General features: G+C 34.3%; 19 protein-coding genes. 2 read left to right on the plus strand and 17 right to left on the minus strand.

Annotation, left to right across the window (positions count from 1 at the left end; genetic code table 11):
- Positions 1-60: 60 nt before the first annotated feature.
- The 10 genes from nuoH to aspS all read right to left on the minus strand — a co-directional run bounded on the left by nuoH (position 61) and on the right by aspS (position 9,686).
- Entirely contained in the window at positions 61-1,116 is a 1,056-nt protein-coding gene (gene nuoH / locus EDB96_RS01945; protein WP_134138984.1) for an NADH-quinone oxidoreductase subunit NuoH, read from the minus strand.
- 2 nt (positions 1,117-1,118) lie between these two features.
- Complete coding sequence (locus EDB96_RS01950; protein WP_057115704.1) at positions 1,119-2,150, minus strand: 2Fe-2S iron-sulfur cluster-binding protein; 1,032 nt, start codon at positions 2,148-2,150, stop codon at positions 1,119-1,121.
- A 93-nt stretch (positions 2,151-2,243) separates the two neighbouring features.
- Positions 2,244-3,614, minus strand: coding sequence for an NADH-quinone oxidoreductase subunit NuoF (gene nuoF / locus EDB96_RS01955; RefSeq protein WP_113677155.1), 1,371 nt, complete (start codon positions 3,612-3,614; stop codon positions 2,244-2,246).
- 1 nt (position 3,615) lies between these two features.
- Positions 3,616-4,146, minus strand: a complete 531-nt coding sequence (locus EDB96_RS01960; protein WP_057115709.1) for a complex I 24 kDa subunit family protein — start codon at positions 4,144-4,146, stop codon at positions 3,616-3,618.
- A gap of 188 nt (positions 4,147-4,334) precedes the next feature.
- On the minus strand, positions 4,335-5,573 hold the full coding sequence (locus tag EDB96_RS01965; protein WP_057115711.1) for an NADH-quinone oxidoreductase subunit D: 1,239 nt from the start codon (positions 5,571-5,573) through the stop codon (positions 4,335-4,337).
- Positions 5,574-5,598: 25 nt separating this feature from the next.
- Entirely contained in the window at positions 5,599-6,120 is a 522-nt protein-coding gene (locus EDB96_RS01970; RefSeq protein WP_057115713.1) for an NADH-quinone oxidoreductase subunit C, read from the minus strand.
- A 1-nt stretch (position 6,121) separates the two neighbouring features.
- Entirely contained in the window at positions 6,122-6,670 is a 549-nt protein-coding gene (locus EDB96_RS01975; protein WP_035646217.1) for an NADH-quinone oxidoreductase subunit B, read from the minus strand.
- 159 nt (positions 6,671-6,829) lie between these two features.
- On the minus strand, positions 6,830-7,195 hold the full coding sequence (locus tag EDB96_RS01980; RefSeq protein ID WP_057115716.1) for an NADH-quinone oxidoreductase subunit A: 366 nt from the start codon (positions 7,193-7,195) through the stop codon (positions 6,830-6,832).
- 243 nt (positions 7,196-7,438) lie between these two features.
- Positions 7,439-7,633 (minus strand): cold-shock protein, encoded by a 195-nt coding sequence (locus tag EDB96_RS01985; protein WP_007137066.1) that lies wholly within the window; start codon positions 7,631-7,633, stop codon positions 7,439-7,441.
- A gap of 301 nt (positions 7,634-7,934) precedes the next feature.
- Positions 7,935-9,686, minus strand: a complete 1,752-nt coding sequence (gene aspS, locus EDB96_RS01990; protein WP_134138985.1) for an aspartate--tRNA ligase — start codon at positions 9,684-9,686, stop codon at positions 7,935-7,937.
- A 159-nt stretch (positions 9,687-9,845) separates the two neighbouring features.
- Here aspS and EDB96_RS01995 point away from each other — a divergent pair, with 159 nt between their 5' ends.
- Both EDB96_RS01995 and EDB96_RS02000 read left to right on the plus strand, forming a co-directional pair.
- A complete protein-coding gene (locus EDB96_RS01995) occupies positions 9,846-10,841 on the plus strand; it encodes a TlpA family protein disulfide reductase (protein WP_134138986.1) in 996 nt (331 codons plus the stop codon).
- A gap of 221 nt (positions 10,842-11,062) precedes the next feature.
- Positions 11,063-11,410: a toxin-antitoxin system YwqK family antitoxin gene (locus EDB96_RS02000; RefSeq protein ID WP_134138987.1), complete on the plus strand. Its 348-nt coding sequence runs from the start codon at positions 11,063-11,065 to the stop codon at positions 11,408-11,410.
- Between the two features lie 51 nt (positions 11,411-11,461).
- On the opposite strand, the gene EDB96_RS02005 is transcribed toward EDB96_RS02000, so the two are convergent.
- The 7 genes from EDB96_RS02005 to EDB96_RS02035 all read right to left on the minus strand — a co-directional run bounded on the left by EDB96_RS02005 (position 11,462) and on the right by EDB96_RS02035 (position 21,858).
- Positions 11,462-12,574 carry a PepSY-associated TM helix domain-containing protein gene (locus EDB96_RS02005; RefSeq protein WP_134138988.1) on the minus strand — a complete coding sequence of 371 codons (1,113 nt, stop codon included), beginning with the start codon at positions 12,572-12,574 and terminating at the stop codon, positions 11,462-11,464.
- A 219-nt stretch (positions 12,575-12,793) separates the two neighbouring features.
- Positions 12,794-14,344 (minus strand): PepSY-associated TM helix domain-containing protein, encoded by a 1,551-nt coding sequence (locus EDB96_RS02010; protein WP_134138989.1) that lies wholly within the window; start codon positions 14,342-14,344, stop codon positions 12,794-12,796.
- 5 nt (positions 14,345-14,349) lie between these two features.
- On the minus strand, positions 14,350-14,652 hold the full coding sequence (locus EDB96_RS02015; protein WP_134138991.1) for a hypothetical protein: 303 nt from the start codon (positions 14,650-14,652) through the stop codon (positions 14,350-14,352).
- 20 nt (positions 14,653-14,672) lie between these two features.
- Positions 14,673-15,005 carry a hypothetical protein gene (locus EDB96_RS02020; RefSeq protein WP_134138992.1) on the minus strand — a complete coding sequence of 111 codons (333 nt, stop codon included), beginning with the start codon at positions 15,003-15,005 and terminating at the stop codon, positions 14,673-14,675.
- A gap of 58 nt (positions 15,006-15,063) precedes the next feature.
- Positions 15,064-17,547, minus strand: coding sequence for a TonB-dependent receptor (locus EDB96_RS02025; RefSeq protein ID WP_134138993.1), 2,484 nt, complete (start codon positions 17,545-17,547; stop codon positions 15,064-15,066).
- A 216-nt stretch (positions 17,548-17,763) separates the two neighbouring features.
- Positions 17,764-19,011 (minus strand): 2-oxoglutarate dehydrogenase complex dihydrolipoyllysine-residue succinyltransferase, encoded by a 1,248-nt coding sequence (gene odhB / locus EDB96_RS02030; RefSeq protein WP_134138994.1) that lies wholly within the window; start codon positions 19,009-19,011, stop codon positions 17,764-17,766.
- A 72-nt stretch (positions 19,012-19,083) separates the two neighbouring features.
- A complete protein-coding gene (locus EDB96_RS02035) occupies positions 19,084-21,858 on the minus strand; it encodes a 2-oxoglutarate dehydrogenase E1 component (protein ID WP_057115738.1) in 2,775 nt (924 codons plus the stop codon).
- Positions 21,859-21,940: the final 82 nt, after the last annotated feature.

Raw genomic sequence — 21,940 nt, forward strand, 5'->3', positions numbered from 1 at the left:
TATCTTTTATTGTTCGCACAAAAAGATATTGCTTATGGAAGGGCTAGAGCAGTACGGTTCTTAGAATCCTAAAGCAGCTGCGATATCGTGTCTTAAGATAACAGCGCCCGTAATCATAATATTAATAATCGAAAGCGGAATTAAAATTCTCCAGCCTAAGTTCATTAATTGGTCATATCTAAATCTTGGAATTGTCCAACGAACCCACATGTAGAAAAATATGAAGAAACATATTTTAGCAAACAATACCGCGATTCCTAATAAGTTACCAGCATTAACGCCAACATTTTCTACCATCCATTCCATTCCTGGGTAATTATATCCTCCAAAGAATAATACCGAAATAATAGTTGCAGAAGTAAACATACTCGCATATTCAGCAAACAAATAGAATCCCATTTTCATTGACGAATATTCTGTGTGGTAACCTCCAATTAATTCTGATTCGCATTCTGCTAAGTCAAAAGGAGTTCTGTTAGTTTCTGCAAACGAACAAATTAAGAAAATTAAAAACGACAAAGGCTGATAGAAAACATTCCAGTTCATTCCTTGCTGTTGTAATGACATTTCTTTTAAGCTCATTGTTCCAGTCATCATCAATAATGCAATCATCGATAATCCCATAGCAATCTCGTAAGAAACCATTTGAGACGCCGCACGAACAGCCCCCATTAATGAGAATTTATTGTTAGAAGCCCATCCACCAATCATGATACCGTAAACTCCAACAGAAAGAACTCCAAATATGTATAACAAAGCAATATTAACATCTGTTGCCTGAAGGATAACTTCTCTTCCAAAAACATGAAGTCTGTCTCCCCACGGAATAACAGCACTTGTCATTAAGGCTGTACTCATTGCAATTGCAGGACCTACAACAAATAAAAATCTATTTGGGGTATTTGGAAAAAATTCTTCTTTAGAGAATAATTTCATACCATCGGCAAGCGGCTGTAATAAACCTCCCCAACCTGCGCGGTTTGGACCAACACGGTCTTGTAAGAAAGCTGCAACTTTACGCTCAGCCCAAGTAGAATACATCGCCATAATCATTGTTACGGCAAAAACCACAACAATTACAACACTCTTTTCTATAATAAACGCACCATCTACCATCGTTAAGAATTTTTGTTGTTAGTGTTTAATGGAATTTCAGCCATACTAATTTTTTTACGGTCAACATCTCTACCCATAAGAATATTCTTTTCAGTATCGATTTGTACTTTTTCTAATTTTTGAGTGTAGTTATTTTGATTGATAACAGAATCTTTTTCAAACTCTCTTGGTCCTTCAATAACCCAGTCGTTTACATCTTTGTGATCAAAACGACAGCTGTTGCAAATGAATTCCTCAACTTCATGGTACTCATCTTTACGACCAGTTACACGTTGAATTTCTCCACCAAACATCCAAACTGTAGTTTTACCACAACATCCTGGAGTATTACATTCTCTATGTGCATTGTAAGGTTTGTTAAACCAAACTCTTGATTTAAAACGGAATGTTTTATCTGTTAAAGCTCCAACCGGACAAACATCGATCATGTTTCCAGAGAACTCATTTGTAATGGCTTTAGAAATGCAAGTCGAAATATTAGCATGATCACCACGATCTAATACTCCGTGAACTCTATTGTCTGTCAATTGATCTGCAACTTGTACACATCTTTGGCATAGAATACAACGGTTCATATGAAGTTGAATATTTGGACCAATATCTTCTGGTTCAAATGTTCTTTTTTCTTCAATATAACGTGATTTTGGATTCCCGTGCTCAAAACTTAAGTTTTGAAGATCACATTCTCCAGCCTGATCACAGATAGGGCAGTCTAACGGGTGATTGATCAATAAAAATTCTGTCACAGATTTACGCGCTTCGGTAACTCTTGCAGAAGATTTACTGTTTACTTCCATTCCGTCCATACATCCTGTTACACAAGATGCCATTAATTTTGGCATTGGTCTTGGGTCAGCTTCACTACCTTTAGAAACTTCAACTAAACAACAACGACATTTTCCACCGCTGCCTTTTAATTTTGAGTAATAGCACATGGCTGGCGGTACCAAATCTCCACCAATCATACGTGCAGCCTGCAGGATCGTTGTTCCTGGCTCTACGTCTATACTTTGACCGTCTATGGTTACTTTCATCTCTTTATGATTTGAATGTTGAAAGTCGGAATATTGAAAAGAATTGCTGTCCTTTTTAACATTATGAACTTTATAACTTTCTGCTTTTTATTTTTATACGATTACTTTACCGCCTACTAAATGCTTCACTTGTGAAAAAGGTTCAGCAACAAAGTGATCTCTATTTTTGATTTTTTCAGGGAAACGAACATGATATTCAAATTCATCTCTAAAGTGACGAATTGCAGCTGCTACTGGCCAAGAAGCCGCGTCTCCTAAAGGACAAATTGTGTTTCCTTCGATTTTACTTTGAATACTCCACAATAATTCGATATCTTCTTCACGGCCTTGACCGTTTTCGATTCTCCATAAAATTTTCTCCAACCATCCTGTTCCTTCACGGCAAGGTGTACATTGTCCGCAAGATTCGTGGTGGTAAAAACGTGCAAAGTTCCAAGTGTTTCTAACAACACATGCAGTATCGTTATATACAATGAATCCTCCAGAACCTAACATAGATCCAGTTGCAAAGCCACCATCACTTAAAGATTCGTAAGTCATTAAACGATCTTCACCGTTTGCTGTTTTGAAAATCAAATCTGCTGGTAAAATTGGCACAGATGAACCTCCAGGTACAAATGCTTTTAATGGACGGCTAGAAGACATTCCTCCTAAATATTCATCAGAATTCATGAATTCGTCTACACTTAAACCTAATTCAATTTCGTAAACTCCAGGATTTTTGATGTGTCCAGAAGCAGAAATTAATTTAGTTCCTGTAGAACGACCGATTCCAATTTTAGCATAATCATCACCAGAATTGTTTACAATCCATGGCACAGTTGCAATAGTTTCAACATTGTTTACCACTGTTGGATTTGCCCAAAGTCCTGAAACTGCTGGGAAAGGCGGTTTAATACGAGGATTTCCTCTTTTACCTTCTAAAGACTCAATAAGTGCGGTTTCTTCTCCGCAGATATAAGCTCCAGCTCCACAGTGAACGTGAAGTTCAAGATCGTAACCTGAACCTAATATATTTTTTCCTAACCAGCCTGCAGCTTTAGCCTCGGCGATTGCTCTTTCTAAAATTTTGAAAACCCACATATATTCTCCACGAATGTAGATATAGGAAAGGTTAGCTCCCAATGCGTAGCTTGAAGTAATCATTCCCTCGATCAATAAGTGAGGAATATATTCCATCAAAAAGCGATCTTTAAAAGTTCCTGGTTCAGATTCGTCAGCATTACAAACTAAATGTCTTGGTCTTCCTGATTTTTTATCAATAAAGCTCCATTTCATTCCAGCAGGGAAACCTGCACCACCACGGCCGCGAAGCCCCGATTTTTTTACTTCTTCAGTAACTTCGTCTGGTGTTAATGTTTTTAAAGCTTTTTCTACAGAAGCATAACCACCATTTTGGCGATATACTTCGTAGGTTTTAATTCCAGGAATATTGATTTTATCTAATAATATTTTTTGTGACATCTTATTTATCGTGTAATATTATTTTATCATCTCTACAATCAGCAATAATCTGATCGATTTTTTCTTCTGTCAATTTCTCTTTGTAGAAGTCACCTAACTGCATCATTGGAGCATATCCGCAGGCACCTAAACATTCTACACCAGCAATGGTAAACATTCCGTCTGGAGTTGTTTCTCCCATTTTAATGCCTAATTTTTCAGAAGTATAATCCATTAAATCTTCGGCACCACGCAGGCAGCAGCAAGAAGTCTGGCAGAACTCAAACATATACTTACCAATTGGCTTTTGGTTGAACATGGTATAAAAAGTAACCACTTCATAAACCTCAATCGGTTTTATCTGAAGAATTTCAGCAACCTTATCTTGAAGTTCAATACTAAGCCAGTTGTTGTGTGCATCCTGAACTTCGTGCAAAACAGGCAGTAAAGCCGATTTTTGTTTGCCCTCAGGATAATGACTGATCAATTCATTGATGCGGTTCATCAATGCTTCGGTCATGTTTATTTCTTGTTTGTAATGTTTACGTTCCATTTTTAATTTTAGATTTCAGATTTTAGATTTTAGATTTTTTCAATCTTTCTCTACAATCCATGATTCTTCAATCATTGTTTAAGTTTTAGATTCTTCAATCTGAATTTTTCAATTCCTAATTATAATTTTAAATCTAAATTCTAAAATGCATTCTCAATCAGCAATCTAAAATCTAAATTCTACAATTTTTAGGCATCTAATTCACCTGCAATTACATTTAAACTTGATAAAATAACAATTGCATCAGAAAGTAAAGCACCCTTGATCATTTCTGGATATGCTTGGTAATAAATAAAGCATGGTCTTCTGAAATGTAATCTATATGGAGTTCTACTTCCGTCTGTAACTAAATAAAATCCTATTTCTCCGTTTCCTCCTTCTACCGGGTGGTAAATTTCTGCAACTGGTACAGGAACTTCTCCCATTACAATCTTAAAGTGATAAATTAAAGATTCCATAGAAGTGTAAACATCTTCTTTTGGAGGAAGGTAGTAATCTGGAACTTCAGCATGATATTCGTTTCCTGGAGGCATTTTTTCTAACGCCTGACGAATAATGCTTAAACTTTCCCAAACTTCAGCATTACGAACACAGAAACGATCATAAGTATCTCCTGATTTTCCAACAGGAACAATAAAATCGAAATCTTCGTAAGATGAATATGGCTGTGCAACACGAACATCATAATCAACACCCGCAGCACGTAAGTTTGGACCTGTAAATCCGTAAGCCATTGCTTGTTCAGCAGAAATTGCGCCTACATTTACAGTTCTATCAAGGAAAATTCTATTTCTTTCGAATAAGTTTTCGAATTCTTTCCAAGCAATTGGAAATTCTTCAAGGAAAGTATCTAGTTTTTTGAAAGCTTCTGGAGACCAGTCTCTTTCAAAACCACCAATTCTTCCCATATTTGTAGTTAAACGAGCTCCACAAATTTCTTCGTAGATTTCGTAGATTTTTTCTCTAAATTGAAAAACGTATAAGAAACCAGTATACGCACCAGTATCTACACCCAAAATCGAGTTACAGATTAAGTGGTCTGTAATACGAGCCAATTCCATTACGATAACTCTTAAGTACTGTGCTCTTTTAGGAACTTCAATACCTAATAATTTTTCTAAAGTCATCCACCATCCCATATTGTTAATAGGAGAGGAGCAATAGTTCATACGGTCTGTAAGAGGTGTAATTTGATAAAAAGGACGATTTTCGGCGATTTTTTCGAAAGCTCTGTGGATGTAACCAATAGTTGGTTCAGCCTCAAGAATTCTTTCCCCATCCATCAACAGTATATTTTGAAAAATACCGTGTGTTGCAGGGTGTGTCGGACCTAAATTCAGAACTGAAAGTTCACTTCCGTCTTCATTTAGTTTCTCCTTAATTATTTTAGCATAACGATGCTCTGGTGGTAATAATAGTTCTGACATTTTATAATGTTGAATTATTTATTTTTTAGCAATTTGTTGTTGTTCTTCCAAAGAATCTGTCGTCTTTATCAGTTCTTCCGCTGTCTTCCATTGGGAATTCTTTTCTCATCGGGAAAGACACCATTTCGTCCATATTCAAAATACGTTTCAATTGCGGGTGACCAATAAAATTGATACCAAAGAAATCGTATGTTTCTCTTTCCATCCAGTTTGAACTTAAAAAGATATTTGAAATTGACTTGATTTCTGGTTTTTCACCATTTAGAAAAACTTTGATCTTTAATCTTTTGTTTTCGTACCAATTGTGCAGGTGGTATACAACTGCAAATTGACGTTCTGCTTCATTGTCTGGGTAATGAATACCACATAAATCAGTTAAGAAATGAAAACGTAATTCTGGATCGTTTTTAAGGAATAAAATCAACGCTGTAATTTTATCAGCCGAAGCTTCTAAAGAAAAAATATCTCTTTCTTGTTGAAAGTTAAAAACATCGTTATTAAATGTTTCTGTAAGTTTATCTTGAATCTGGGTATTTTCTAAAGCCATCTTATGAGATATTATATGAAGCTAATAATTCTTGGTATTCTGGTGAGCTTCTGCGTCTCACAGATTCGCTTTTTACCAATTCTTGAAGTCTCATTACTCCATCTACGATTTGTTCTGGTCTTGGTGGGCATCCTGGCACATAAACATCAACAGGGATTACTTTGTCAATTCCTTGAAGAACAGAATAAGTATCAAATATTCCTCCTGATGAAGCACATGCTCCAACTGCAATTACCCAGCGAGGTTCTGACATCTGCTCGTATACTTGTCTTAAGATAGGTGCCATTTTTTTTGAAATAGTCCCCATTACTAATAACATATCTGCTTGACGTGGAGAAAAACTCACACGCTCAGATCCAAATCGTGCCAAATCGTAATGTGAAGCCATTGTTGCCATAAACTCAATTCCGCAGCAAGATGTTGCAAAAGGTAAAGGCCAAAGAGAATTCGCGCGTGCCAAACCAACAACATCATTAAGTTTTGTAGCGAAGAAACCTTCTCCTACAACTCCTTCCGGTGGCGCAACCATATTTACTTTTGAATCGCTCATTTTATTTTAGATTTTAGATTTTAGATTTTAGATTTTTTCAAATCTTAGTCTATGATCTATATTTTTAAAATCATTATTGTATTTTGAGAAATTAAGCTTTCAAATCTAAAATTCTAAATCAAAACAATCTAAAATCAAAAATCTGAAATCTAAATTTTCTTATTCCCACTCTAGTGCTTTCTTTTTGATGATATAAAAGAAACCAACTAAAAGTAATGACATGAAAACTAACATTTTCAGCATTCCTTCAATTCCTAAATCTTTGAAGTTTACTGCCCAAGGATAAAGGAAAATTACCTCTACGTCGAACAATACAAATAAAATGGCAACTAGGAAATATTTAACAGAAAACGGAATACGGGCATTACCAACAGATTCGACACCGCATTCGAAGTTTTTATCTTTAACTTCAGAGGTTCTTCTTGGTCCTAATTTTCCAGAAATAATGATTGTTCCTACTACAAAACCAACAGCTAAAATAAACTGCATTAAAATAGGAATGTAACTGTATTGATCAGATTGCATAAACTTCGATTTTTTACTTAAAAAATGAGCCACAAAGATAACTTTCAACTCTGTAAAACACAAGCTAAAAAAGGTTTTAAGTGAGGTACGAAATAGCGTTTATGCCTAATTTTTATTGATTATAAATAACAGGGCGTTATTTTAATATTATTTTAAGAAAAGAGCAAAAAAAAACGTCTCGATATTAATCGAAACGTTTTCTAGACCATTCAGAGGCAAAAAAAATAAATTGCTATATTTTTCTTAGATTACTGCTACTTTAGCAGCAACTTTCCCTTTTCTTCCTTCTTCTTCTTCATAGCTTACACGGTCTCCTTCGCGTAATTCTTCCGCGTTAATTCCTGAAGCGTGAACGAAGATATCCTTTCCTGTTTCTTCGTCTGTAATGAATCCATAACCTTTAGATTCATTGAAAAATTTTACTGTACCTGTACGCATTGTAATTGTAATAATAATTTATAATAAAGCAAATGTAACATATAAATTCATACAAAAGACACTAAGGTGTTAATTTTTTGTAAAAATTATTGATTTCCAGTGTTTTTACGTAGTTTATTGCATCAAATTTTATATGAAATACCATAATTTGAGAATCATTTATTGTAGGAATATAAAAACAAGCCATTTGTAAGAATTTCATATTTCGAAAAATGATTATTTTAAGATTATTTTGATGTTTTCATAAAAAAAAAGCGCCTGAAAATTTTTCAGGCGCTTTTAGGTATTTAATTTCTATAATTTAGATAGAATCGATTTTAATATGTAATTCTTTCAATTGTGCATCGTCAATTGCTGCAGGTGCATCAATCATAACATCACGTCCAGAATTGTTTTTAGGGAAAGCAATAAAATCTCTAATAGTTTCTTGACCTCCTAAAATAGCAACTAATCTATCCAATCCAAAAGCTAAACCACCGTGAGGAGGCGCTCCGAATTGGAAAGCGTCCATTAAGAAACCAAATTGCGCTTTTGCTTCTTCTTCGGTAAACCCTAAATATTTAAACATTAACTGCTGCGTAGCTTTATCGTGAATACGAATAGATCCTCCGCCAATTTCGTTTCCGTTTAAAACCATATCATAAGCATTTGCACGAACTTTTCCTGGTTCTGTTTCTAGCAAAGCCATGTCTTCTGGTTTAGGAGAAGTAAATGGGTGGTGCATAGCATGATAACGTCCGCTTTCTTCGTCTAATTCTAATAATGGAAAATCTACAACCCATAGTGGTGCAAATTCTTCTGGTTTACGCAATCCTAAACGAGTTGCTAATTCCATACGAAGTGCAGAAAGCTGTGCACGTGTTTTGTTTGCAGGACCTGAAAGTACAAAAATCATATCTCCCGGATTTGCTTCTGTAGCTTTTGCCCAGTTTGTTAAATCCTCTTGATCGTAGAATTTATCTACAGATGATTTAAACGTTCCGTCTTCGTTGCATTTTACATACACCATTCCTGATGCTCCAACTTGCGGACGCTTCACCCAGTCAATTAAACCGTCAATTTCTTTACGAGTATAATTTCCTGCCCCAGGAACTGCAATTCCGACAACTAATTCGGCACTATTAAAAACTGGAAATTCTTTATGCTGTGCAAATTCGTTTAATTCGCCAAACTTCATTCCGAAACGGATGTCTGGTTTATCATTTCCGTATGTTTTCATGGCATAGTCGTAAGTAATTCTAGGGAATTTATCTACTTCAATACCTTTAATTTCTTTTAATAAATGTCTTGTCAAGCCTTCAAAAACATTCAAAATGTCTTCTTGTTCTACAAATGCCATTTCGCAGTCGATTTGTGTAAACTCCGGCTGACGGTCTGCGCGTAAATCTTCATCACGGAAACATTTCACGATTTGGAAATATTTATCCATTCCTCCTACCATCAAAAGTTGTTTGAAAGTTTGCGGCGATTGAGGCAAAGCATAAAACTGACCTTCGTTCATACGGCTTGGTACAACGAAATCTCTTGCTCCTTCTGGAGTAGATTTAATTAAATAAGGAGTCTCTACTTCGCAGAAATCTAAATCTGATAAGTATTTACGAACTTCCATTGCCACTTTGTGACGGAATAATAAACTGTTTTTTACAGGATTTCTTCTGATATCCAAATAACGATATTTCATTCTGATATCTTCTCCACCGTCAGTTTCATCTTCAATTGTAAATGGAGGAGTTAAAGCAGTATTTAAAATCGTTAGTTCAGAAACTAAAATTTCGATTTCACCAGTTGGAATGTTTTTGTTTTTAGCTTCACGCTCAATTACAGTTCCTTTTACTTGAATAACAAATTCTCTTCCTAGAGTTTTAGCCAATTCAAAAACTGTTTTATCGGTACGGCTTTCATCAAAAATAAGTTGTGTAATTCCGTAACGGTCACGTAAGTCAACCCAATTCATAAATCCTTTATCGCGTGACTTTTGTACCCAGCCCGCTAGAGTAACTTCCGTATTAATATTTGAGGCATTTAGTTCGCCGCAATTATGACTTCTATACATGATGCAAATTTTAGACTGCAAAAGTAAACACAAAATTCAAATTAATATAGTAAAGTGATAAGTTGATGTAGAATAATTTTAAATATTTTGTTAATTCTTAAATCACGAAGCTTTAAATTCTTTAGTTTTGAATCATTAAAAAAACAAATTTAAATACCTATGAAAAAACTTTTTGTTGCAGGGTTGGTAATTTTTAATGCTTTGAATGTTATTGGTCAAAGTAAAAATTCGATTAAGTTCACGGCTAAAATATCAAATAGAAACAGTGACACTTTAGTTATTAAAGGAAAAGATAATTTTAAGCAAGTAATTCCAATCAATAAAAAAGAGGTTTTTACTGCAGCTTTTGATGCTCCAAAAGGATTTTATATGTTTTCTGATGGAACAGAATCTTCAAATTTATATTTAAAACCAAATTCTGAAGTTAATCTGACCATGAACGCTAAAGAATTTGATGAGACTATTGTATATAAAGGTAAAGGTGTAGATGAAAGTAACTTTTTGGCGCAGCAAGCTTTAAAAGATGAAAACTTTCAGAAAGATGCTTTTTCTAAAGAATCAGGGGAATTTACAGCATTACTTGATGCTAAATTAAAAGCAGATACAGAAAGTCTTGAAAAAGGAAATTTTGACCCAGAATTTAAAACAGCACTAAAACGTAGTTTTGACGGTTTCCACCAATATGCTGCTGAAGAATATGAAAGAGCTGCAAAAGCTAATAAAATGGTTGGAAAAGCTTCTCCAGATTTTAATTACGACAACTTTAAAGGCGGAAAAACAAAACTGTCTGACTTAAAAGGGAAATATGTTTACATTGACCTTTGGGCAACTTGGTGCGCGCCTTGTAGAGCTGAAATTCCGTATCTTCAAAAGATTGAGGAAAAATATCACGGGAAAAACATTGAATTCGTAAGTATCTCTATTGATAAATTGAAAGACAATGAAAAATGGAAAAAGTTTGTGACAGATAAACATCTGGGAGGTACACAGCTTTTTGCAGATAAAGACTGGGAATCTGAGTTTGTCGTTAATTATGGTGTAACTGGAATTCCGAGATTTATCTTAATTGATCCACAAGGAAATGTTGTGAAGTCTGAAGCGCCTAGACCATCTGATCCTGAACTTGATAAACAGCTAAGTGCATTATTGAACTAAATTATTTACGAAATTTATAACGTTATCGTAAATTAGAGTTTTTTCTAAAATACCAGTAAAACCAGTGCTTAAGCACTGGTTTTTTTATTGTTAATACTTTTCCAATGTTAAGTTTTTATTCAATGTTACCAAATTGTTAAGCAAAAGTTTGTTTAATGTAAAGTATTAACTATATTTGATAACAATTTGATAACATTCAATAACATTTAATACCTAAAGATATGAAAAAGTGTGTGATTTTAGCGGCTGTGTTATTCTCTGGAATTCTAACAGCACAAGAAACTAAACCTGAATTGGAAGCTGTTGGAAATAAAGTAAAAGCTACTTACTATTATGACAATGGAAAAATACAGCAGGAAGGCTTTTTTAAAGATGGAAAATTGGACGGTGTTTGGGTATCTTATGATGAAAACGGAAATAAAACTGTAGTAGGTGAATATGCAGATGGATTAAAAACTGGAAAATGGATGTTTTTCAATGAAAAAAATCTTTCTGAAGTAGCTTATGTAGATAGTAAAGTTAGTTCTGTTAAGAATTTACAGAAAAACCCTCTAGCCAATAGAAATTAATTAAAAAGATTTATTGAGATAAATAAAACCGTTCTTTTCAGAGCGGTTTTTTTATGCCTTAAATTTTTTTCTTTTGTATTTTCTTCCATACCAAATTACAAATCCACTTACAGGAAGTGCTGCAGCAAATAAACTTGCTATAAAAGCAATAATTTTTCCAGGTAAATCTAAAATTTGGCCTGTGTGAATTCCGTAATTCATTTCGACAATCTGTAAGCCCAGAGTTTTGTTTTCAAAAGGTTGTTTTTCAATTAATTCCCCATCATTTGGATGAAAGTAATAATTGCTCTGGTGATCGTATCTTAACGTGTGCGGATAAGCGCCTGTACTAATAATATCTCCTTTTTGCTGCGGAATTAATACAAAAAGCATTTCGGCATCTGGCTGTAGTTTTGTGGTTTGAATATAAGCGCGATCTATTGCTGTAATTGAATTGGTTTTGAATTGAGTTGTGTCAATTACAGGAAGTTTTGTTTCGACTGCTTTGTCGCCGCCAAAATTAAATGTTTTGTAAATTCCGTCGCCAACCCATTCGTAAGTAAAGGTCAGTCCGGTAATAGCTAAAATTAATGCTATAATCAAAATGTAAAAACCAGAAGTATTATGCCAGTCGTAATTTACCCGACGCCATTTTGCAGACCATTTTACCGTGAGACTTCTTTTAAGGTCAGATCTCTTTTTAGGCCACCATTGGATAAGTCCAGAAATTAATAACAGAATAAAAATAATGGTCGCGCCGCCAATAATATGTTTTCCAATATAATCGGGAAGGAGTAAATACAAATGAATGTATTCAACAATAATAAAAAAATCTGTTTCTGGATTTTCGGTTTTTAAATATTTACCTGTGTAAGGATTGAAATAGAGGTATAAATTTTCAGTTTCAGAATAAGTATAAACAATAGCTGAACGGTTTTTGCCGTAATAAGAAACCATGCTCGTTTTATTCTTCGGAACAATCTCTTTTGCTTTTTTTTCTAAAACCGAAGGAAGGATAAATGGTTTGTTTTGAGGTTCAACCAATCGCCATTCTTTTCGGGTAATATCTTTTATTTCATCATGAAAACAAAAAATACAACCTGTAATACTGATTATAAAAACAATAAGCCCGGAAATTAATCCGAGCCATTTATGCAGAAAACGTATTTTGGTTTTGAATCCCATTTTTGATTAAAAGCGTAAAAGTAGGCTCAAAACTCATATGGGACAAATTATTGTAGATTATTTTATTTGTTATGTATGTTTATGCAAAAGATTAAATCGCGCAAAGACGCTAAGGCACAAAGTTTTTTTTGAGCGGATTCTACAATCTAAGCAGATTTTTGTTTTGTTCACTTTAATTAAAAAAAACTATAATTCTTATAATCTGTGGCAAAAAAATAATTAAGCAACCGCTTTTTTAGATTTTAAATGATAGGCAACATATAATGAAATAGAAGCCAGGAAAATCCAGAAAACATCAATAAAGAAGATTTGAATTTTGTTGTTTAAGAAAGATGTCCAGAACCAATCTCCAGAAACAATTCCGTTTGTAATTGGAATTAAAAATCCTAAAACACTTCCTGAAATTAAACAGAATTTATTGGTAAAAGCATCGTTCTTTTTAATGATAAAGAAGATTGCAAGTAATAACCATCCGCCAAAATAAAGCGTAAATAGATTCGATTGGCTCAACGGATAGAAAATTTTACTTCCAATAAAAGCCAAAGCAGTAATTGGATACATGCTCAAACAAATAGCCAGATAAATGCGAACAACAGCTGCATTGAATCGTCTTTTCTTTTCAGGCATATTATTTTTCTGTCTTGCAATCAGCCAAATCATAACTCCAGAGATAATTACAAAACAGGTAATAATTCCTAAAATAAAGCTCACGATTTTTAAAGCATATCCGCCATAATCACCAAAGTGAATTCGGTATAAAACATTTTTTACGATGTCTAAATAATTGGTTTGAGAGATTGGATCTTTTTTAGCAATTTCTTTTTCATCAGCAATTCGGTAAATGACCTTTCCAATTCCAGTAAATTTTTTGTGACTTAAAAGTTCTCCTTCAACTAAAACATGCATGTTTGCATCGCCGTAGTTTTGAATAAAAACGCGTGTGATTTCAAAATCAGACCAATTCTTTTTTGTTTTAGCAACCAGCTCATCAATATTAAAAGGAGCTGCTAGTTTCTTATTTTCAAATTTATAATCAGGATCTTTATATTCTAATTCTTTATACAATTTATCTTGATCGCCATTATATAGAGCCATTACTGCGGGAGCTACGATCAAAAGTTTGATCATAAAAAAAGCACCTGTAACTGCATATACGAATTGAAATGGTAAACCAATCATTCCAAGCGCCGTGTGCGCATCTGTCCAAAGTGTTTTTAATTTTTCTTTCGGACGGAACATATAAAAGTTAGATACAATTTTTTTCCAATGAAGCAATACTCCAGTTACAATTGCGAATAGGAAAAATAGAGCTGTAAAACCTGAAAGATAATATCCTATTGGATAAGGAATTTGTGCTAAGAAGTGCAAACGATATAATAGCTCACCTAAAGAATATGATTCTTCATAAGTAAAAGATTTAAAGTTTTTTGTGTTTAAATAAAAAAACTGTCCTTCTTTTTGCTTGGCTGGAGCCATAGTATCTTTGGTTCCTTCCATATAAACAGCTACTCTTTCTTCTGTAGAAGGCTTAGAAATAGTAATATTTCTTCCGTGCAAAACATATTTTTTATCAAGATGCTGCAGGGCTTTATCGTAGTCTAACTGAATTTCTCTTGTAATTGCTGTAGATTCACTTCTTTCCCAATTAATGATATCATCTCTAAAAAAAGAAAAAGATCCAGCAAAGAAAATTACAAAAAGCACTACACTGATAACGATTCCGCTGACAGTATGTGTATGAAAATAGATATTGTAATGACGGTTGTTCATAAATATTATTTTGCCGTATGGTTATAAGTTTGACCCAGATAAATAAAAAGACAAAAAAGTAAAGTCAGCAGGATGTAAATTCCCCAGATTTTCCAGCCGCTTTTGGCTAAAAAGGCAATTACCATTAAAGCAACCCAAAGAATAAAACCAGTAAAAGCCATTGTTATTAAAACATCTGCACGACTAAACCAAGAAGCTAAAGCCAAATGAAAAGTAACAGAAACAAAGTATCCTCCTAAAATAGCAGCTGTTATTTTGGTAAAACGAGGCCAAAAAGCAGGATTTAAATATTTTGAATTTGCCGGCATATTTTAATTTAATGAGGTTTCTAATTATAATAAAGTTCTAGTAATGCAACTATAATCAAGATTGCTAGAAGTGCTTTACTGTTTACTTTTTTTAAAGGAGTAAGAATGATGATTAAACTTCCAACTGTCATTAGCTGAACAAAAAACATCAAAGTACCACAGCCTAAAGACTGAGTAAAAAGCCACATCAAATAAGCAGATAATAAAAGAGCTAGTCCGATGATTTTTGTCTGTTTTGGATTTTTCTGCATCCATTTTTCAAAACCTAAATCATAAGACAAAACCGCTCTTTTTGAAGTATAATAAAGCGTATAAAAAGCTAGAAAAACGATAAGGCTGGCAATTGTTATCATAATCTTAGAAATTTAAAAACCACCTTTCTCTTGCAAGAAAGGTGGTTGAATGTTTTTATTAAAATCTGTATGAGAAGTTTGCTGCAACAGTTCTCATATTTCTTGGATGAATTGTAGACCAACCATCGTAAGTATCAACATTAGTAATATTGTCTAATTTTAATGTCAAGGTATATTTTTCAGTTCCGTAGAATACTGATGAATTTAAAACAGTGTAAGAAGGTAATGCAAACTGACCTATAACATTTCTGTTCATGATTAAGTTTTTATCAGCATAGTTTCCTCCAAAACCTAAACCAAAACCTTGTAAATCTCCTTGAGGGAATTTATAACTTGCCCAAAGATTTGCTAAATTTCTTGGTCCAGAACTTTCTGGTCTTTGTCCTACAAACGATGGATCTCCAGCGTTTAAGATAGCATCAACATAACTGTAACCAGCAACGATGTTTAAACCAGCAACTGGATTTGCCACGAATTCTGCTTCAAAACCTTTGTTTCTTTGTGCTCCATCTTGGAAAGCTGTTTGAGTTGTTGCACCATAAATTACGTAAACTTGATCTTTTACTTGAATGTCATAGTAGCTGAATGTTGCATAAAGTTTATCTTGAAACACGTTTAATTTTGTTCCAATTTCGAATTGGTTAGCATGCTCTGGTTTAAAAGTTCTTGGACGTGTAGATCCGTCAGCTAAAATTTCTGTTACTGGAGCAGAATTAGCAAAACCATCCATATAGTTTGCAAAAATCGAAACTTTATCAAGAATTGGCTGGTACACTAAACCAAATTTAGGAGAAAAAGAAGTTTGATTAAAATCATCATCTTTTGTTGCTACATTTCCAGCAGTAATAAAACGGTCTACACGTAAACTTGCCATTGCAGACAAAGCAGGAGTAAAGTTAAATACATCAGAAACATAAGCACTATAAACTTCTTGCTTTGTTCTATTCATGCTAATTCCTGCATTAGCGATAAGAGCGTCAGTTCCTGCTTTAGTTAGATTTCCATTGTCTCCATTTGTAATATATTTAGCTGGGTCTGTAATTTGGTATAAATACTGATTTACAGTTGCTACATCTAGATTACCAATGTAAATATTACCATTTGTTACATAATTTGAACTATTGTCAATTAATCCTCTATTAAAGTAATCCAAACCAGCAACGATTCTGTTTCTCATGTTTCCAATTTTGAAATCGCCAATAAAGTTCTGCTGAATGTCAGTTGTTAGGGTTGTTGAATTTTGGTAATTCATATAACGTGATAAAACAATTCCTTCACTTATCTCATCAGGAGCGTATTGCGTGCCTTCGTAGATGTAAGAATAGTATCCTTCAGATGACGATGAACCTCTTGAAACTACAGTCTGCGAAGTCCATTGATCATTAAATTTGTACATCATTTGACCTTGTAAGTTATATGATGGTGTTTCAATTGCAAGTTCATTACTAGTGTAAGAACGTTTATTATCATAACCTAATTCATCCATATTATGAACTCTTAATACAGCACCTCTGTCCAAAAATAACATGGTAGGGTTAGTCTGTTTGTTGTTCATAAATTCTGTATTGATGAAAAACGAAAGTTTGTCACTAACTTGGTATGATAATGATGGTGCAAAAAAGAATGATTTTTTGAATCCTGCATCTTGAAAACTATTTTCTGTGTGGTAAGCTGTATTTACACGGAAATTAATTTTGTGCTCGTCGTCTACTGGAGTATTAACATCTGCAGTAACTCTGTTTAAACCATTACTTCCAGCAGTATAACTAACCTCTCCACCAAAATGATCGTAAGGTTTTTTTGTAGTTAAGTTAATTAAACCTCCGTAAGAGATTAAACTACTTCCAAATAAAGTTCCAGATGGCCCTTTGATTACTTCAATCTTATCAATGTTTGCAGGATCTAAACCTCCGTTTGATAATCCTGGTAATCCATTAATCATAGTTGGCTGTACAGCAAATCCTCTTAACGAAAAATATCCTGCACCGTCACCTCCACGACCCGTAGAGGCCCAAAGCGGTGTTAATCCTGGAGCATTTTTTAAAGCGTCATCAATATTTGTAACAACTTGCTCTTTTAAAAGTTCGCTTGTAATTGTAGTATATACTTGTGGATTTTCAAGATTTTTAAGAGGTAATCTTGAAACTTGTTGTGTTTCTTTACGAGCAAATGTGTTTTTTTTAGCATTTCCATTTAAAACAATTTCATCTAATTGTTCTGAATTTGAGCTAATAATAAAATCTTCAACTAAATCATCACCGTTATTTAAGGTAATACTTTTTTCTTTTGATGAGTACCCGACAGCAGAAACTCTAATTACGTAGTTTCCTGGTTTAAGATTTTTAATTTCATAAAAACCATTGCTATCTGTATTGGTTCCTATTTTGGTTCCTTTTAATGATACCGAAACATTATCAGCAGCTTCATCATTGGATAAACTAATTTGACCTTTAATAGTTGCTTTTTCCTGTGCAGAAGCTATTGTGCCCGCTAATAAGAAAAAACAAAAACTCAAAAAAGAAATTGTAAATTTAGATTTCATTTTTATTTAGAATTGATTTTAATAGCGCAAATTTACATGTTGAATATAAATCATGCAAGTTTGTTTTTATTTATTCTAAATAAAATATTTTTAAAGGGTAAAATTTACATTTGTTTAAAAAATTAACAAATTAAGGAGATTTTAAGCTAATATTAAGCAAAAAAAACCTGTTCGTATTAATGAACAGGTTTTTTGTATAGCAGAAAATTATTATAATTACAATTCTAAAGCACGTTTAGCATCGCCATTCATTAATAATTCTACTGGATTTTCTAAAGCCTCTTTTACAGCAACCAAGAAACCAACAGACTCACGTCCGTCGATAATTCTGTGATCGTAAGAAAGTGCTACGTACATCATTGGGTGAATTTCAACTTTACCGTTTACAGCGATTGGACGCTCGATGATGTTGTGCATTCCTAAAATTCCTGATTGAGGAGGGTTGATGATTGGAGTACTTAACATACTTCCGAAAACACCACCGTTAGTGATTGTGAAAGTTCCTCCAGTCATATCGTCAACTGTAATTTGACCATCACGAGCTCTTAAAGCTAATCTTTTGATTTCAGCTTCGATACCACGGAAAGTCAATAATTCAGCATTACGAACCACAGGAACCATTAATCCTTTTGGTCCAGAAACTGCGATTGAGATATCAGCAAAATCATAAGCAATTTTGTAATCACCGTCCATCATTGAGTTAACATCTGGGTATAATTGTAAAGCTCTTGTAACTGCTTTTGTAAAGAATGACATAAAACCTAAACCTAAACCACCGTGTTTCGCTTTGAAAGCATCTTTGTATTCATTACGAATTTGGTTGATTGGCGTCATGTTTACTTCGTTGAAAGTAGTAAGCATAGCAGTTTCATTTTTAGCTGAAACTAATCTTTCTGCTACTTTACGACGTAACATTGATAATTTTGTACGCTCAGTTCCACGGCTTCCACCAGTTGGAGTTCCCATCGAAGGCACTGCATTTACAGCGTCATCTTTAGTGATTCTTCCGCCTTTACCAGTTCCAGAAACTGTTGCTGGAGCAATATTTTTTTCGTCTAATATTTTTCTTGCCGCAGGAGATGGAGTTCCGGCTGCATAACTTGTTGCTGCTGGAGCCGCTTTCGGTTCCTCAGCTTTTGGCGCTTCAGCCTTCGGAGCTTCCGCTTTTGGTGCCTCAGCTTTTGGAGCTTCAGCCGCTGGAGCTGTTGCATCACCTGCTGGTTTTGCAGCATCTGTATCAATTAAACAAACTACAGCACCTACTGCAACTGTATCACCTTCTTCAGCTTTTAGTGTAATTACACCGCTCATTTCAGCAGGCAATTCAAGAGTAGCTTTATCTGAATCTACTTCAGCAATAGCCTGATCTTTCTCTACATAATCTCCGTCTTTTACTAACCAAGTTGCAATTTCAACTTCTTTTATTGACTCCCCTGGTGATGGGACTTTCATTTCTAAAATCATCTTTGTTTTTGTTTAAGGTTTTTATGGTTTTAATCCCGATAGCTATCGGGACCGAAACTTGAAACATTTTTTTTATCTAAATAAATTTTTATCGAATACCATTCTAATTGCATCTGCATGACGACGTTTTGCACGTGTATAACTTCCAGATGCTGGCGCAGCGTAAGCTTTTAACGAAGCTAATCTCCATTTTACTAGATCAAAGTTCATTAACATAAAACTGTAAGCTCCCATGTTTTTAGGTTCTTCCTGAGCCCAAACATAATCATCAGCATTTGGATATTTTGCAATGATTTCTTTAATCTGCTCAACAGGGAAAGGGAACAATTGCTCGATACGAACAACTGCAACATCATTTCTACCATTGTTTTCTCTTTCTGCAGTAATGTCATAGTAGAATTTACCAGTAACAAAAACTAAAGTTTTTACTGCTTTTTTATCTACTGTATTGTCGTCAATTGTTTCTTGGAAGCTTCCGCTTGCCAATTCTTCAACTGTAGAGACACATCTTGGATCTCTTAGTAAACTTTTTGGAGAGAAAACTACCAAAGGTTTACGGAAATTAGTTTTCATTTGTCTTCTTAACAAGTGGAAGAAGTTAGCTGGCGTTGTACAATCTGCAACATACATATTTTGTCTTGCACAAAGTTGTAAATAACGTTCCATTCTTGCAGAAGAGTGTTCTGCACCTTGTCCTTCGTATCCGTGAGGCAATAATAAAACAATACCGTTTTGGTTGTTCCATTTGTCTTCACCACATGAAATATATTGGTCAATCATGATTTGGGCTCCGTTAGAGAAATCTCCAAATTGTGCTTCCCAAATAGTTAATGCTTTTGGATTAGCCAATGCATATCCATAATCAAAACCAAGAACTCCATATTCAGATAAAAGAGAGTTGAAAACGCCGAATTTTCCTTTTTTGTTTTCGATAGCATCTAAAAGAATTACTTCTTCTTCAGAATCTTCAACTTTAACTACAGCATGACGGTGAGAGAATGTACCACGCTCTACGTCCTGACCAGAAATACGAACGTCAAATCCTTCTGTTAAAAGTGAACCGTAAGCTAGAGCTTCTGCAGTTCCCCAATCGATAGTGTTGTTGTCGTATCCTGCTTTTCTATCCGTAACAATTTTAGTTATCTTGTTAATGAATTTCTTGTCTTCTGGTAATGTTGAGATTGTATTGATGATAGAATCTAATCCTTCTTTACTAAAAGTAGTATCTACTTTTTGAAGCATTTGTGTATCAGTTACCTGAACAAATCCATCCCATTCGTTTTTCATGAATGGAGTTATGATTGTTAAATCTTTTTTACGAGAAGCTTCTAAATTTTCCTCTAAAGCAGATTTGTATTCTTTTTCTAAAGCATTTACATAAGATGCATCGATTACGCCGTCAGACAATAATTTTTCAGCATAGATATCTCTTGGATTCTTATGTTTAGCGATGATTTTATATAAAACCGGCTGCGTGAAACGAGGTTCGTCACCTTCGTTATGACCATATTTTCTGTATCCTAATAAGTCGATAAAGACGTCACGTCCAAACTGCATTCTGTAATCTAATGCAAAAGATACTGCATGTACAACAGCTTCAGCATCATCAGCATTTACGTGTAAAACTGGTGAAAGTGTAACTTTAGCAACGTCTGTACAATAAGTAGAAGAACGAGCATCTAAATAGTTAGTCGTAAAACCAACTTGGTTGTTAATTACAATATGAATTGTTCCTCCAGTTTTATAGCCGTCAAGCTGCGCCATTTGGATGATTTCATACAAAATACCCTGACCTGCAATTGCAGCATCTCCGTGAACGGCGATAGGTAGTACTTTTGAAAAATCTTCTGGGAAATATTTATCTTGTTTTGCTCTTGTAATTCCTTCAATTACAGCTCCAACAGTTTCTAAGTGAGAAGGGTTTGGTGCTAAATTGATATTGATGCTTTTTCCAGATCTTGTTTTTTTGTCGGCAGTAAGACCTAAGTGGTATTTTACGTCACCATCAAAGTATTCTTGATCGTAATCTTTTCCGTCAAACTCACCAAAGATATCTTGAGTAGATTTTCCGAATATGTTTGCCAAAACGTTCAAACGGCCACGGTGAGCCATTCCCATTACGAATTGTTCAACACCTTTTTCTGCAGCCTGCTCAATTAAAGCATCTAAAGCTGGAATAATAGATTCTCCACCTTCTAGTGAAAAACGTTTTTGTCCAACATATTTAGTATGAAGGAAGTTCTCGAAAGAAACAGCCTCGTTTAATTTATTTAAGATCGTTTTCTTTTCTTCTGTAGAAAAATTAGGCTGATTATTATCAACTGCTAATTTATCCTGAATCCATTTTACAACACCAGGATTTCTAATGTACATATATTCAATACCAATATGCTGGCAGTAAATAGCCTTAAGGCGATTTACGATATCTTGTAAAGAAGAAGGTGCCATTCCAATTGTTTGTGCAGCATCGAAAACAGTCGAAAGATCTGCTGTAGATAATCCGAAGTTTTCGATATCCAAAGTTGGAGATGAAGTTCTACGGTCACGAACTGGATTTGTTTTTGTGAATAAATGCCCGCGCGTACGGTATCCGTCAATTAATTTAAGAACGTTGAATTCTTTCTTTAGTTTTTCAGAAATCTGACTGTAATCTGTGTTGTCGCTAGTCACGTACTCAACTATAGTCTGCACTGGATTTTCGTCGTTATAAGTAGTCATTCCAAAGTCAAAACCTTGAAAGAAACTTCTCCAGCTAGGCTCAACGCTGTCTGGGTTTACTAGATATTGATCGTATAATTGTGCAAAAAACTCGGTATGCGCTGCGTTTAAAAATGAAAACCTATCCATAATATGAGTGAATATACTTTTTGTTATATAGAAAGGCAAAAGTACAACAATCACATTTATTTAAATCTTTTTTTTACGTACT

The sequence above is a fragment of the Flavobacterium sp. S87F.05.LMB.W.Kidney.N genome (genome assembly GCF_004366435.1).
In the GTDB taxonomy this organism is placed as follows: domain Bacteria; phylum Bacteroidota; class Bacteroidia; order Flavobacteriales; family Flavobacteriaceae; genus Flavobacterium.